The organism is Methylovorus menthalis, assembly GCF_020523625.1.
In the GTDB taxonomy this organism is placed as follows: domain Bacteria; phylum Pseudomonadota; class Gammaproteobacteria; order Burkholderiales; family Methylophilaceae; genus Methylovorus; species Methylovorus menthalis.
The window spans coordinates 51,409-63,562 of the sequence record NZ_JAJAQH010000006.1 but is presented as its reverse complement, the minus strand read 5'-3'; the positions used below and the strand labels follow the sequence as shown (position 1 = coordinate 63,562).

Sequence of the window (12,154 nt, the reverse complement as noted above, 5' to 3'; positions counted from 1 at the left end):
CAGTCGTCATTACTTATCACCTTGGTTGGGACTGCCTTAAAACCAGGGCCAACGCTTGTAAAGCAAATTTACATGAAGATTCTAATTCCGCTTTCGTAGATCCGTCTTTTGCACGTAATGCCAGACCATGAATGAAACTGAAATAGAACTCTGCCAACGCCTCTGGATCAGCATCTTCGATCAGCTCACCATCATTTTTTGCCCGCAGAAACCTATTACGCAAGGTCTCTTTGTAAACAACTCGCAGACTCCTTAAATGTTGAACATGCTCCTGGTGTTCAGGTGCACAATTGATCGCCCCAGCCATAATAAGACAGCTAGATATTTCTGGGCTCGACATCATGTTCACGCTATTGGCAAAGGAGTTTTCGAGCGCCTGCCCAATAGAATCCGATTGTTCCAAAGCATTTAATGGCCCCTGCTCGACCCTGCTTGTATATAACTCCACCGCCTCTTTGAACAAAGCATCCTTGTTGCCAAAAGCGGCATATACGCTCGGCGCTTTCATCCCGATCGCCGCGACCAAGTCAGCCATCGTTGTGCCTTCATAACCATTTTTCCAAAAAAGCAGCATGGCTCTTTGAAGCGCTTCCTCGCGATTAAATGTTCGCGGACGACCTGCTGGAGGCATGGGTAACCCTTTTAAAAATAATATAACTCAGATTACATAAATATGTTGACAAAAGCAACCCGCAATCAAATAATGTAATCCATGTTACATAATTGCTTGGCGAAAGCTACCCGCCCTACTCAAGAATCATGAAACATTTCTTTTAACTTAATGAGGATGCACATCATGAATATCAAACCGACCCTTATAGGCACTCTGTTTGTCTCACTTGCAGCGACCAGTTCCATGACATTTGCTGATGGAAACATTGAGTCTGCCAATGTTTTTATCGAAAGAACTCTCCAAGGAAACTGGAAACCCGCGGAGACTTCAGTATCAAATGAAAAACCTGACGTGAGCAAATCCCTCGACCTGTTTGCAAACACGGTCCTCGGTAAGACACCACGTGTAACCCCAGCAGTAACAGAAACGACGTCGAACTCTGCAGCAGAAACGTTCGTTAGAAAACTTCAAAATCCATATCGCGATTCAAAATCCTAAATCATATCTGGGCTACTCATGCTTCGAGAAACGAGCATGAGTATGCTCTCAGGATAAATTCTTCAGGAATTAAAAAGGAAGATCAAAAATGAACACATATATGCAAACCCGGGTAAATGACCGCAACATTTCTTATTGGGAAACCGGACGCGGTGAGAAAACCATGTTACTGCTGCACACCCTGCGTACCCAAATCGAATACGCTGAACGGATTGTGCCGCTGTTAGCAGACAATTACAGAATCATCATTCCTGATTTACCTGGTTTTGGTCGCTCCTCAAAGGAATTGAATAAACCCTACAATGCGACATTATTTATTGATACGGTAAGCGCTCTGATCAAGAAACTTAATTTGAATGACATCACTGTTGTCGGGGAGTCCATCGGTGGAACCATTGCCTTGTGCCTGGCAGCACAGATGCCTAATCGCATTTCCCATGTATATGCATTCAACCCCCATGACACCATGGGCTCCCTGATCGGCGGGCCGATAGGCAAGGTGGTTTCTTATATTGGAAAGTTCACTGAAGAACCTTTTAAACGCGATATTCCGCCATTGTTTAAATACATATTCCAAGCGGGATTCGCCAATAAAAAGAATTTATCCGATGAATTTGTCGGCAAGTTGATCAGCGTACCAAGTCAAGACCATAGATTCCCTCTGGTCATGAAATCCATGATGAAAGAAGCACCGTCCTGGTCGCAAATAGCGGATAAAGAATATCCCAAAATTCCTAATTCTGTCATTACTCAGGTCGTTTATGGTGACAGGGACTGGTCTCCGAACTATGCGTTGGAACAGAATAAGCGCCGATTACCCAATCATGTCAAATTCACATCTCTGCAAAAAACCGGGCATTTTTCGTTTCTGGATAATCCAGCCGGGTCTGCGAACATTATTAAAGCTGCCCAAAACCATTAATCATAGTAGACATTTGAAGCTTAACAATAAAAAAGGGTTAGCAAAAAATGCTAACCCTTTTAACTTTGGTGGGCCTCCTCGGAGTCGAACCGAGCACCAACGGATTATGAGTTTTTATAACCACTTGTTTCAATTACACTTAGACCCGCCCTCACTCGCTAAGACACGCTTCTCTTTGCTAAAGACCCCACATTTGGACTTGCTCTACAGTTCATCGCGCACCATAATATTGATTTACGTGTCAAGTACCTATATATTAGGGGCAGAGGTGATCAACATGAGATCTATATATAGCTTATTTACAAAGCCTACAAGCGATGAGGAAAGAAGCGCTCGCTTAATAAAGAGCATGACGACCAACTTCCCGTCCGCAAGAGTTGTGGGCAGAGGCACTGTAACTATTGACCCTCAAGAGGTTTTGCGCTCTACGAGTTTTCAGAATGACCTGCTAAAAATTAGAAAGCTCATCAATAAATAATGGGGGTGCTGTTAATCTTACCGATATTGGTAAGTGGCTTCATTTTTTGCCATTCACATCCTTATTATTACTTAAAGCTCCATCGTTATGAGGGGCAGTATCTATATCTACAAGCTGCAAAACTAGGCATTGATAGCCTCATCGCAGCACTGGGTCTACACTGGGCTCTTCAAGCAGCATTAAGAAAACTATCAAGCACTTGCAGTTTCATTCCATCGTTTGATTACATCTCATGGATAGCAGGCTTACTGGCGAGCTTAGATAGCAGCCACCAGATACTAAATGATCAGACCGCTTATCAGGCGGCATGGCTTATAGTGCTATCAGCGACGATGATTTTAGTTATCCCATATATATATTCATGGCTCTACGAATTCATACTCAGAAAAAAGCATGGTTTTACAGATTCGAATCAAATACGGCTCTTCATTATGGCCGAGTTATTTAAAGATAGCCCTTTGGATAAGCTTCTTTTCGACTCCATGAGAAATCAAGAACAGAGCTTAATGCTGACTATGGAAGACCGAAAGGTTTATATCGGTAGGGTAATCAGCATGGGGGAACCAAATGAGAACGAGGGCGCAGATCAAGAAATCGCATTCATGCCCATCAGTAGCGGGTATCGAAACAAGGACGATTTGACAGTTACTCTCATTACAGAATATTCAAAAATCAGCCAAGATTTTTTGCTAGTACTTAAACAGGAAAAAATCGTATCAGCCACGCCTTTCGATTTCGATGTATTCGAGAAGCTTGGAGATGACAAACCAAAAAGAAATAGAATAGTTAGTTTCTTGAAACAAATTTACGCGAAAAAGGGGGCATAGCCCCCTCTTAATTTACCTTTTACTGTCTGGCGTCACCTTGACCGGCTGCCATGTGCTGCCTGGACTACTCGTAGGAGGAAACGGTTTATGATCAGGAACTGTACTGTAATTTGGCCTTAATCCACCTCGAGGCCCTTGTTCTTGATATATGCCGCCATTATTACCTGAGTTACTACCTGGTTTATGTCCTGCCATGATAATACATCCTTATATAGGTTAAGCCTGACTAAGCCGTTGAGGTGGTTCGCCGTCAGTTTTGCGAACCATATAAATGAGACACAAAGATTGGAAGGATAGAGCAGGCCGAAGCCTACTCTGTTTCCGTTACCCTCTAGGAGGGGAACGCCAATGCTTGCAGACATGTTCTAACTTTCCGTAGCGAGTTCTAACATACTGACGCACTGGAATTATTTTGCGATTAAGCATAATAATCTCCTTCTTGCTTGAAGGACCTGATCGGCTTGTCACGCAACCATATATTGATTAATATGGCCGAACGTCGGGAGACGTAGACTGTGCTGGCAGTCCATAAACCAGCATGTTAATGACGAGCTCCACCTCTCATTAACACCGGGCCTAAGCTATCTGTAATGTAGCTTAGGCCTTTTCATTCCTCCTCTTTACAATTCATCATTAGTATCCTCCAACGAGTAAACGCCTTTTTTACGTGGCACACTATAGATCAGCTTCTTTTTAGCCATGCGATATAACTTTGCAGTTATCCCGGACCGCGTATGCTTCACTCCTGTTAAGTGATAAAGCCCTGCAATTATCTTGTCAATAATTACAGGCCCTTTTGCCAATTCAAAAATTTCAAGGATTTCGGTTTCTAGACTATCCAGATCGTTGAGCTCGTCTAGCACCTCTTGTGGCAACCCGACCACATCCTTACCAGTTATTACCAAAGGATTGTCAAAAAAGCCCTCAGGTAATTTTTTAGCAATTTCCGCTTGATCTTCTGAGCTGTCCAAATGGCTTTCTTCCGCTGCACTTAACGCGCGCTGGATAAGAATCAAGTCTTCTTCGAACACTAGAGCTTCGCCGTCAATCTCCACGTATGGCTGGAGTCGCTTAACCAAAGACTTCAATTTATTTAAATAATCACTCATAAGCCCTTCCTGTATGAAAAATCCTACCGCACCAACAGGAACAATGCAAGCAGAAAAAATACAAACGAGTTTGTAAAAGTGAGAAAAAATACATGTTGTGGATGAGGCTGTGGATTTAAAATATCTTTTATATAAATTTCAATAGGTTATATAAATATAATATATGTTCATATATTAATCAACATATAAGACTTCTTTTCAAACCACCTGTTTATTTATTTTTCACCTCGTTTAACTTACGATTAAGAATATTGAGTTCCATCTACACCCTCACTCCTCGGCCAGCAAATGAACCTTTCTCCTCATCAGTTCTCTTCTGTTGTTAAGACGCTACCTGAGATTCGTTCTCAAATGAAGAAATTAGGCGAAGTAATGCTATCGAAGCCAGAGAAAGTAAAAGAAATTCTTGGTGAATATTATTCCTGGGCTTTTATCTATGAGCTCCCGTTCGTGGAGCAATTGGCATATTTGTCGGTATTACTTGGATTCCAAGAATCACTGGTGGAGGCATCCAAAGCAAAGGATATAACTCAAGCAACCATTGATCTTGCTGCCGATGGCGGAGTATTAGATCGCTGGTATGAAGCTAATGAAGAGAAAATAGAGAAGAAGCATTTAATTTGGTTATCTTTCGTTATGCAAAGAAACATTTTAAGCATCATGCTTTTTCATCGCTCGCTAGGCGCCCTAGTTCACGAAGTTAGAACTGGAAGTGACGATGCTTTTTTTAAAGCAGTCAGCATTGATCGAACAATACTTCTATGTCCAACTTTCTCCGATCGGCTTTCTTACGCCGAACTAACAAACGATAAAACTTTTTTCTTACATCTCAGAAAAGCTCTCAAAGGCCCTTCTAAAAAAAATATGGAGGCTATCGGGGATTTGCGTTATGCAATTGTTCTTTTGAGAGACATGGGCTTCAATAAATTTACGGATGATGAGCTAATTGGATTGTTTGTGGGGAATGGCCTTTATCCTAAAAGCTATAACGCTGCTAAAAATCTTCGCAAGCACATCCACACTGCCCGTAAATTCTCAACCACTTGAAATTTTATTTTTAGGTAGTCGCCATTCCAGATGAGCATGTATAAATTTTGTATCCACTCCAGCAACCACTTCGGAATGCTGGCAAGACTCGAAAGGAAAAGTGGATATGAATACTTCAAAGAATGTGCTTGGGAATTCTCCGAAACATGTCGACCATAAGACATTGTCGGATGAGCAGGACCCCGCCCGCACTGGCGTCAGCCAGGCGAATGGGGTCCGCGAAGCGGTAGCAGTGCCTAGTAACACAGCTACCAATAACAGCAATCAAGAGGAGTGTAAGGTTAAGTTTCTACGCTTTGGCGTAGATAGCCTGTATCTCTCTTATCACGGCAATCTCTATCCCGATATCGATATAAAGCTCAAAGGCCTAAAGCAGACCGCCCAATCTGAACATCGAGACGAACGGGCTAAGGCGCAATATGTTCTCGATGACCATATTTTTGAGGTGAAAGACAAAGGCTCATCTTTCTTCAATTACGTCATGGAGGACAACGCTTTCCGTATTTCCTTGTCTCGCCCGGGGAAGAAAATACCAATGGCCTATGCCAAAATTTCCAGCGAGTTCCTTACCTACATGCCCCCGACCGAGGCAGAAAAAGCCATTCGCTCAGTCTTGGTCCAGCTAGGCGAATTGGAAGGTCAGGCTCATGTCAGCCGCATTGATCTATTTGTCGACTTCATAACTAATCAGGACATGGAAGGCTGGAAAAGAGATGCATGGGTCACGCATGCCTCTGCGGTCAATGCTTACGCCGTAGATAACGTCTTTACCGGATGGGCTATTGGATTAGGTGGAACGATGGCAGCACGACTCTATAACAAACTGTTAGAGATTTTCAAAAGCAACAAAGGTTATCTGATTCCCTTATGGCAACAAGCAGGCTGGGAAGCAGGGGAACAAGTTTGGCGACTGGAATTTCAGTTCAAGCGAGATGTATTAACCCAGAAAGGCTTAATCACTATCGGGGACGTGTTAGCGCATCTTAATGGCTTGTGGAGTTATGCCAGCACCGAATGGTGCAAGCTGACTATTCCTAATCCAGATGACAAGACGCGCTCCCGTTGGCCTATACATCCACTTTGGACGTCCTTATCGGGTCTTGATTGGGAAACCAACGGCGGCCCTCTTTCCAACCGTTTTTCCAATCAGCGCACTCCAGAAGATCGAATCTCACTAGGCCGCGCTTTCAGTGCCTTTACAACCTGGATGGCGGCACATGGTTTCCGGGACTACGACGAAGCTAAAGAGCCTTTCCAAAAAGCTCTATTTCATTACATGAACAACCGTGCAATGGATGCCGGGATGAGTTTTGAAGAACTCATCAATGAGAAAGTGTCCCTCAAAGCCCGCCAGTTCAATACAGTAGATAACACCGTAGATGAGGATGACGGCATAACAGGTGCTGCGCGTGCTTATCGGAAAGCTTCGGATGGAGATTAAGGACAATTCAGACCTGCCCTTGCCGCAAGTCCGTTGTTTATCCAAAGAAGAAGCCGCACGGTATCTAGGGATTGGATTGACGCTCTTAGCCGAACTCCAAATTCCTGCAGTGAAGTTTGGTAGGCGTCTGGTATATGACAAAGTTGACCTGGATGTCTGGTTGGATGAATATAAGCAGCGAGGGCGGGCCGGAAAGGAGACATTATGGCCCGTGAAACTGGACTCTACCGGAGGCCGAACTCACGCTTCTGGTGGATCGACACTATTCTACCCAACGGCAAACGCCTACGCGGCAGCTCTCGGACTGAAGACCGTCAGGAAGCCGAAGCGTATTTAGCTAAACTGAGGCATGAGGCTTTTCAGGAAACATTCCTTGGCATCAAGCCAAAGCGGAGTTGGCAAGAAGCTGTTGTAAGGTATCTTGCAGTTAAGGCGAATTTGCGAAGCTTTAAGGATGTGCAGCGTATCTTGCGCAAACTTGACCCTTATCTGGGGCCACTCATGCTAAATCAGATTAATGGAGACGTAATCTGGTCTGTTGTGCAAGGTGAACTCAAGAAGGGAAATATGCCCGCGACGGTGAATCGCTATCTGGCAACTATTCGCGCTCTGCTTCGCATGGCGCGGGATGAGTGGCAATGGATAGACACATTCCCAAAAATTCGTCTGCTCGGTGGCGAAGTGGAGCGTGATCGCTGGCTGACAAAGGTTGAGGCAGATCGATTGATTTCAGTTTCTGCTCCACACCTCGCAGCTTTAATTCGATTCGCGCTTGCGACTGGCTGCCGAGCCAGCGAGATTAAAAACCTGGAGTGGAACCGCGTGGACTTGCTTCGCAAGACTGCTTGGTTAAACCACACCAAGAATGGCACACCGCGGGGTGTACCGCTAAATCGTGATGCGGTTACTGTTTTACAGGAACAGCAAGGAATGCACTCTCGTTATTGCTTCACTTATCGAGGGAAGCCCATTGGCTGGGAATTAACGAATGACGCTTGGCATACCGCGCTATCCAAGGCTGACATTCAGGATTTTCGGTTTCATGATTTACGGCATACCTGGGCTTCTTGGCATCGGCAGGCTGGCACAAGCTGCGACGAGCTGAAAGACCTCGGTGGTTGGAAATCGCGTGTGATGGTAGATCGCTACGCGAAATTTGCAACGGATAATCTGGCGATAGCTGCCGCCCGGATCGAATCCAGAGAGGATAATGTGGTGTCGTTCCTACATTTACCCCACATCGAAAGAAAAACGGCCTAGGTTATTCACCTAAGCCGTTGATCTGATTGGTGGGCCTCCTCGGAGTCGAACCGAGCACCAACGGATTATGAGTCCGCTGCTCTAACCAGGCATGAGCTAGAGGCCCTGTAACTTAGGCGTTTAGTCGTTGCCGGTTTCGAGGAAGCTGCGCAGGCGCTCGGAGCGCGTTGGGTGACGCAGTTTGCGCAGGGCTTTGGCTTCGATCTGACGGATACGCTCGCGGGTGACGTCGAACTGCTTGCCGACTTCTTCCAGCGTGTGATCGGTGTTCATTTCAATACCAAAGCGCATGCGCAGTACCTTGGCTTCTCTCGCGGTGAGGGATTCCAGCACTTCCTTGGTGGCTTCACGCAGGCTGGCGTACACGGCGGCGTCTACCGGGGCGAGCGTAGTCATGTCTTCGATAAAGTCGCCAAGATGGGAGTCGTCGTCGTCGCCGATCGGGGTTTCCATGGAGATAGGCTCCTTGGAAATCTTGAGGATCTTGCGAATCTTGTCTTCCGGCATTTCCATCTTTTCTGCGAGGGTTGCGGGGTCTGGTTCCAGACCGGTTTCCTGCAGAATCTGACGGCTGATGCGGTTCATCTTGTTGATGGTTTCGATCATGTGCACCGGAATACGGATGGTGCGTGCCTGGTCCGCGATGGAGCGCGTAATGGCCTGACGAATCCACCAGGTGGCGTACGTAGAGAACTTGTAACCACGGCGATATTCAAATTTGTCCACGGCCTTCATCAGGCCAATGTTGCCTTCCTGAATCAGATCCAGGAATTGCAAACCACGGTTGGTGTATTTCTTGGCGATGGAGATCACGAGACGCAGGTTGGCCTCGATCATCTCGCGCTTGGCACGACGTGCACGGGCTTCGCCGGTGGACATCTGCTTGTTGATTTCCTTGAGTTCCTTGATAGGGATACCCACGCGGTCTTGCAGGTCCAGCAGGCGTTGCTGCTGATCCACGATGGAGTGCTTGAAGCGCTCCAGACGCTCAACGTATGGCTTGTTAACGGTCAGCTCGCCCGCGAGCCAGTCCAGATTGCCTTCATTGCCAGGAAATACCTTGATGAAGTGCGCACGTGGCATGCCAGACTTGTCCACGCAGAATTCCATGATCTTGCGTTCGTGGCCGCGGATGTCTTCCACAATGGTACGTACCTGATCACACAGGGCTTCAACCTGCTTGGCAGAGAAGCGGAACGCTGTCAGCTCTTCCAGAATGGCGTTTTGCAGGGCTTGATATTCTTTATCCTGAGAGCCGCGCTCTTGCAAGATGACGGTCATTTTCTGGTGTGACTGACGGATAACGGCGAAGCGCGTGAGCACTTCTTCCTTCAGCTTGGCCAGCGCTTCAGCGGAGATGGCAGCTGCTTTGGCGCCGTCTTCGTCGCCGTCGTCTTCCTCATCTTCTTCAGCCTCTTCCTCTTCGGTTTCAGCGGCTTCTACCGGAATGTCTTCGGTAATGCCAACGTCGGAATCGATGAGGCCGTCTACCAGGTCATCAACGCTGAGTTCGTCTTTTTCAACTTTTTCCACCATGGCCAGCAATTCGGCAATGGTGGTAGGACAGGCAGCAATCGCCTGCACCATGTGCTTGAGGCCGTCTTCAATGCGTTTGGCGATCTCGATTTCGCCTTCGCGCGTGAGCAGGTCTACGGTACCCATTTCACGCATGTACATACGCACAGGGTCGGTGGTGCGGCCAAACTCGGAATCCACAGTAGAAAGGGCCTGTTCGGCTTCTTCCACGGCATCTTCATCCGCAACTGGCGGTGGAGCATCCGACATCAGCAATGCTTCGGCATCAGGTGTCTCTTCGTACACCTGAATACCCATATCGTTAATCATGCCGATAATGCCGTCGATCTGTTCAGAATCCTGAACGTCGTCCGGCAAGTGGTCATTGATTTCAGCGTAAGTCAGGTAGCCGCGTTCTTTACCCAGAACGATCAGCGACTTAAGCCGTGTACGACGTATATCAGCATCGCTGATCTGCGTTTCTACTTTATCGTTGACCTTATCGTTTTGCTCATTAGCCATGCTTGACCTCAAATCCATTAAACCTGTTAAATGCGGTTACGGAAAAACCCGGCATTATACCTTAAATCACGACCTATTTTTAGTCGCGCCTACCATCGCTTTCAGCAATGCCTTTTCCTGCTCGGTCATATCGCTGATTTTCTTTTCCTGCATGCGCGCCAGTAAACTTTTTCCTTGCCGCTCGGCGTACATATCCTTTAATTGCTTGCGAGCCCCCTCAAATTCAAGAGAGTAATCGACTTGCTCATCCAGCAAATGAATCTCGCGCTCCAGCTCGCGCATCAACCGGGCATCCACCCGATTTTGCAACTGCAGCAACAAACCTGCAGGCTTTGCATTCGGGTAGGCGATCGCGGCTTCCAGCGTCTGTTTCACCAAAGCATCTTCTTCACTCTCATGCAGAACCCATGCCAAGTCATCGGGGCTCACCAACGCGGGTTGCATCAGCACCATCAGAACAAAGCGGCGCTGCAATGAGAGCGTGCTGCGCGTCTGCCGCGGCTGGCTTCGGCGCGGGCGCTGCACCTCGGGCAGACGGATCATGCTGCGCATTTCTTCATCCGAAAGGCCGGCCAACTCGGCCACGCGTTTGCGCAATAACAGTGCAAGCCGTGGCGCCTGTATCTGCGCTAGAATGGGTTCTGCCTCATTCAAAAAGCGCACCTTGTCTTCCTGCGATTGCAGGCCGTTATCTTCGCTCAAGTGCTGTATGAGATATTGCGACAAGGGCAATGCGCTCTGCATGGCCGCCTCAAACGCTTCCTTGCCGTATTCACGCACATAGCTATCCGGATCATGCTCGGCTGGCAAAAACAGAAAGCTTAATCGCAAGCCATCCGTCAACGCTGGCAAGGCATTCATGGCAGCGCGCCAGGCAGCTTTGCGGCCGGCGGCATCCCCATCAAAACAAAACACGATTTCATCTGTCTGCCGCATGAGCTTGGTGATGTGCACCGGCGTAGTGGCGGTGCCCAAGGCGGCGACGGCATACTCAATGCCGTATTGGGCCAGCGCGACCACGTCCATATAGCCTTCCACCACCAGCACACGACCAGCATCGCGAATCGCACGGCGGGCCAGAAAAAGGCCATATAACTCCTGACCCTTCTGAAACAAAGGAGTTTCGGGAGAATTCAGGTATTTGGGGCCATCGTCTTCCCCCTCGGTACCCAGCACCCGGCCGCCAAAGCCAATCACCTGGCCTTTTTGATCATGTATGGGGAACATGACGCGATCCCGAAAGCGGTCATAGCGCCGCCCCTGTTCGTTTTCAATGACCAGACCGATCGACTTCAGCACATCGTCCTGATAATCACTGAATACCTCCTGCAGATTTTGCCAGCCGGATGGGGCATACCCCATCTGAAAGCGGGCGGCAATCTGGCCGCTCAACCCGCGCCCTTTCAAATACTCAATGGCGCGCTGGGATTTCTTGAGCTCGCCACGGTAATACAACACAGCTTGCTGCATGGCTTCCACCATGCCGGGTACGGCTTTTTTCTGTGGGACATCCGCATCGCGCTCGCGCGTCTCCTGCGGCACCATCATCCCCACTTGCTTGGCCAGCTCATTGATGGCTTCCACAAAGCTGAGGCCTTGATATTCCATCACAAAGCCAATGGCAGAACCGTGGGCCCCACAGCCAAAGCAGTGATAAAACTGCTTGGTGGGACTTACCGTAAATGAGGGTGATTTTTCGTTATGAAAGGGGCAGCAGGCAGAATAGTTGGCCCCCGCTTTTTTCAGCGGGACACTACGGTCGATTACATCGACGATATCAACGCGATTGAGCAACTCTTGGATAAACGACTCAGGAATCATTTAAAGACAATCAGCACCCAAAAACCGTAATGCAGAAATCATAGCCTAAACCCATTCCATTAAAAGCAAAAAAGGAGCCAAAGCTCCTTTTTTAAATTACC

General features: G+C 47.6%; 11 protein-coding genes and 2 tRNA genes. 6 read left to right on the top strand and 7 right to left on the bottom strand.

The features are described from left to right. Positions 1 to 16: 16 nt before the first annotated feature. Positions 17 to 631 (bottom strand): TetR/AcrR family transcriptional regulator, encoded by a 615-nt coding sequence (locus tag LG204_RS06115; protein ID WP_230336435.1) that lies wholly within the window; start codon positions 629 to 631, stop codon positions 17 to 19. A gap of 165 nt (positions 632 to 796) precedes the next feature. Between LG204_RS06115 and LG204_RS06110 the strand changes: the two genes are divergently transcribed. Further along, positions 797 to 1,111, top strand: a complete 315-nt coding sequence (locus LG204_RS06110) for a hypothetical protein (RefSeq protein WP_230336434.1) — start codon at positions 797 to 799, stop codon at positions 1,109 to 1,111. Positions 1,112 to 1,199: 88 nt separating this feature from the next. Then, the gene (locus LG204_RS06105) at positions 1,200 to 2,033 is read left to right on the top strand and encodes an alpha/beta fold hydrolase (protein WP_230336433.1); all 834 of its coding nucleotides are present in this window, start codon (positions 1,200 to 1,202) and stop codon (positions 2,031 to 2,033) included. Between the two features lie 66 nt (positions 2,034 to 2,099). On the opposite strand, the gene LG204_RS06100 is transcribed toward LG204_RS06105, so the two are convergent. Then, positions 2,100 to 2,180 (bottom strand) — tRNA-Ser (locus LG204_RS06100). 330 nt (positions 2,181 to 2,510) lie between these two features. On the opposite strand from LG204_RS06100, the gene LG204_RS06095 reads away from it, so the two are divergent. Further along, on the top strand, positions 2,511 to 3,338 hold the full coding sequence (locus LG204_RS06095) for a hypothetical protein (RefSeq protein WP_230336432.1): 828 nt from the start codon (positions 2,511 to 2,513) through the stop codon (positions 3,336 to 3,338). A 116-nt stretch (positions 3,339 to 3,454) separates the two neighbouring features. Here the strand turns inward: LG204_RS06095 and LG204_RS06090 are convergent, their stop codons facing one another. Together LG204_RS06090 and LG204_RS06085 are read right to left on the bottom strand one after the other, a co-directional pair. Beyond that, the gene (locus LG204_RS06090) at positions 3,455 to 3,700 is read right to left on the bottom strand and encodes a hypothetical protein (protein WP_230336431.1); all 246 of its coding nucleotides are present in this window, start codon (positions 3,698 to 3,700) and stop codon (positions 3,455 to 3,457) included. Positions 3,701 to 3,958: 258 nt separating this feature from the next. Then, positions 3,959 to 4,447 (bottom strand): hypothetical protein, encoded by a 489-nt coding sequence (locus LG204_RS06085; RefSeq protein WP_230336430.1) that lies wholly within the window; start codon positions 4,445 to 4,447, stop codon positions 3,959 to 3,961. A gap of 288 nt (positions 4,448 to 4,735) precedes the next feature. Here LG204_RS06085 and LG204_RS06080 point away from each other — a divergent pair, with 288 nt between their 5' ends. The 3 genes from LG204_RS06080 (at position 4,736) to LG204_RS06070 (ending at position 8,195) form a co-directional block, all read left to right on the top strand. Beyond that, complete coding sequence (locus LG204_RS06080) at positions 4,736 to 5,494, top strand: hypothetical protein (protein WP_230336429.1); 759 nt, start codon at positions 4,736 to 4,738, stop codon at positions 5,492 to 5,494. A 106-nt stretch (positions 5,495 to 5,600) separates the two neighbouring features. Then, positions 5,601 to 6,935, top strand: a complete 1,335-nt coding sequence (locus tag LG204_RS06075; protein WP_230336428.1) for a replication initiation factor — start codon at positions 5,601 to 5,603, stop codon at positions 6,933 to 6,935. A gap of 204 nt (positions 6,936 to 7,139) precedes the next feature. Further along, on the top strand, positions 7,140 to 8,195 hold the full coding sequence (locus LG204_RS06070) for an integrase (protein WP_230336427.1): 1,056 nt from the start codon (positions 7,140 to 7,142) through the stop codon (positions 8,193 to 8,195). Between the two features lie 27 nt (positions 8,196 to 8,222). On the opposite strand, the gene LG204_RS06065 is transcribed toward LG204_RS06070, so the two are convergent. From LG204_RS06065 to dnaG, 3 genes are all read right to left on the bottom strand, one after another. After that, a tRNA-Ile gene (locus tag LG204_RS06065) sits at positions 8,223 to 8,301 on the bottom strand. A 14-nt stretch (positions 8,302 to 8,315) separates the two neighbouring features. Further along, positions 8,316 to 10,232, bottom strand: coding sequence for an RNA polymerase sigma factor RpoD (rpoD, locus tag LG204_RS06060; protein WP_230336426.1), 1,917 nt, complete (start codon positions 10,230 to 10,232; stop codon positions 8,316 to 8,318). 66 nt (positions 10,233 to 10,298) lie between these two features. Next, entirely contained in the window at positions 10,299 to 12,053 is a 1,755-nt protein-coding gene (dnaG, locus tag LG204_RS06055; protein WP_230336425.1) for a DNA primase, read from the bottom strand. Positions 12,054 to 12,154 lie beyond the last annotated feature (101 nt).

Excerpts from the sequence above, each read along its gene's own strand:
- LG204_RS06075 (WP_230336428.1), top strand. The coding sequence starts at position 5,601 with ATGAATACTTCAAAGAATGTGCTTGGGAATTCTCCGAAACATGTCGAC.
- LG204_RS06070 (WP_230336427.1), top strand. The coding sequence starts at position 7,140 with ATGGCCCGTGAAACTGGACTCTACCGGAGGCCGAACTCACGCTTCTGG.
- LG204_RS06110 (WP_230336434.1), top strand. The coding sequence starts at position 797 with ATGAATATCAAACCGACCCTTATAGGCACTCTGTTTGTCTCACTTGCA.
- dnaG (WP_230336425.1), bottom strand. The coding sequence starts at position 12,053 with ATGATTCCTGAGTCGTTTATCCAAGAGTTGCTCAATCGCGTTGATATC.
- LG204_RS06105 (WP_230336433.1), top strand. The coding sequence starts at position 1,200 with ATGAACACATATATGCAAACCCGGGTAAATGACCGCAACATTTCTTAT.
- rpoD (WP_230336426.1), bottom strand. The coding sequence starts at position 10,232 with ATGGCTAATGAGCAAAACGATAAGGTCAACGATAAAGTAGAAACGCAG.
- LG204_RS06090 (WP_230336431.1), bottom strand. The coding sequence starts at position 3,700 with ATGTCTGCAAGCATTGGCGTTCCCCTCCTAGAGGGTAACGGAAACAGA.
- LG204_RS06085 (WP_230336430.1), bottom strand. The coding sequence starts at position 4,447 with ATGAGTGATTATTTAAATAAATTGAAGTCTTTGGTTAAGCGACTCCAG.
- LG204_RS06095 (WP_230336432.1), top strand. The coding sequence starts at position 2,511 with ATGGGGGTGCTGTTAATCTTACCGATATTGGTAAGTGGCTTCATTTTT.
- LG204_RS06080 (WP_230336429.1), top strand. The coding sequence starts at position 4,736 with ATGAACCTTTCTCCTCATCAGTTCTCTTCTGTTGTTAAGACGCTACCT.
- LG204_RS06115 (WP_230336435.1), bottom strand. The coding sequence starts at position 631 with ATGCCTCCAGCAGGTCGTCCGCGAACATTTAATCGCGAGGAAGCGCTT.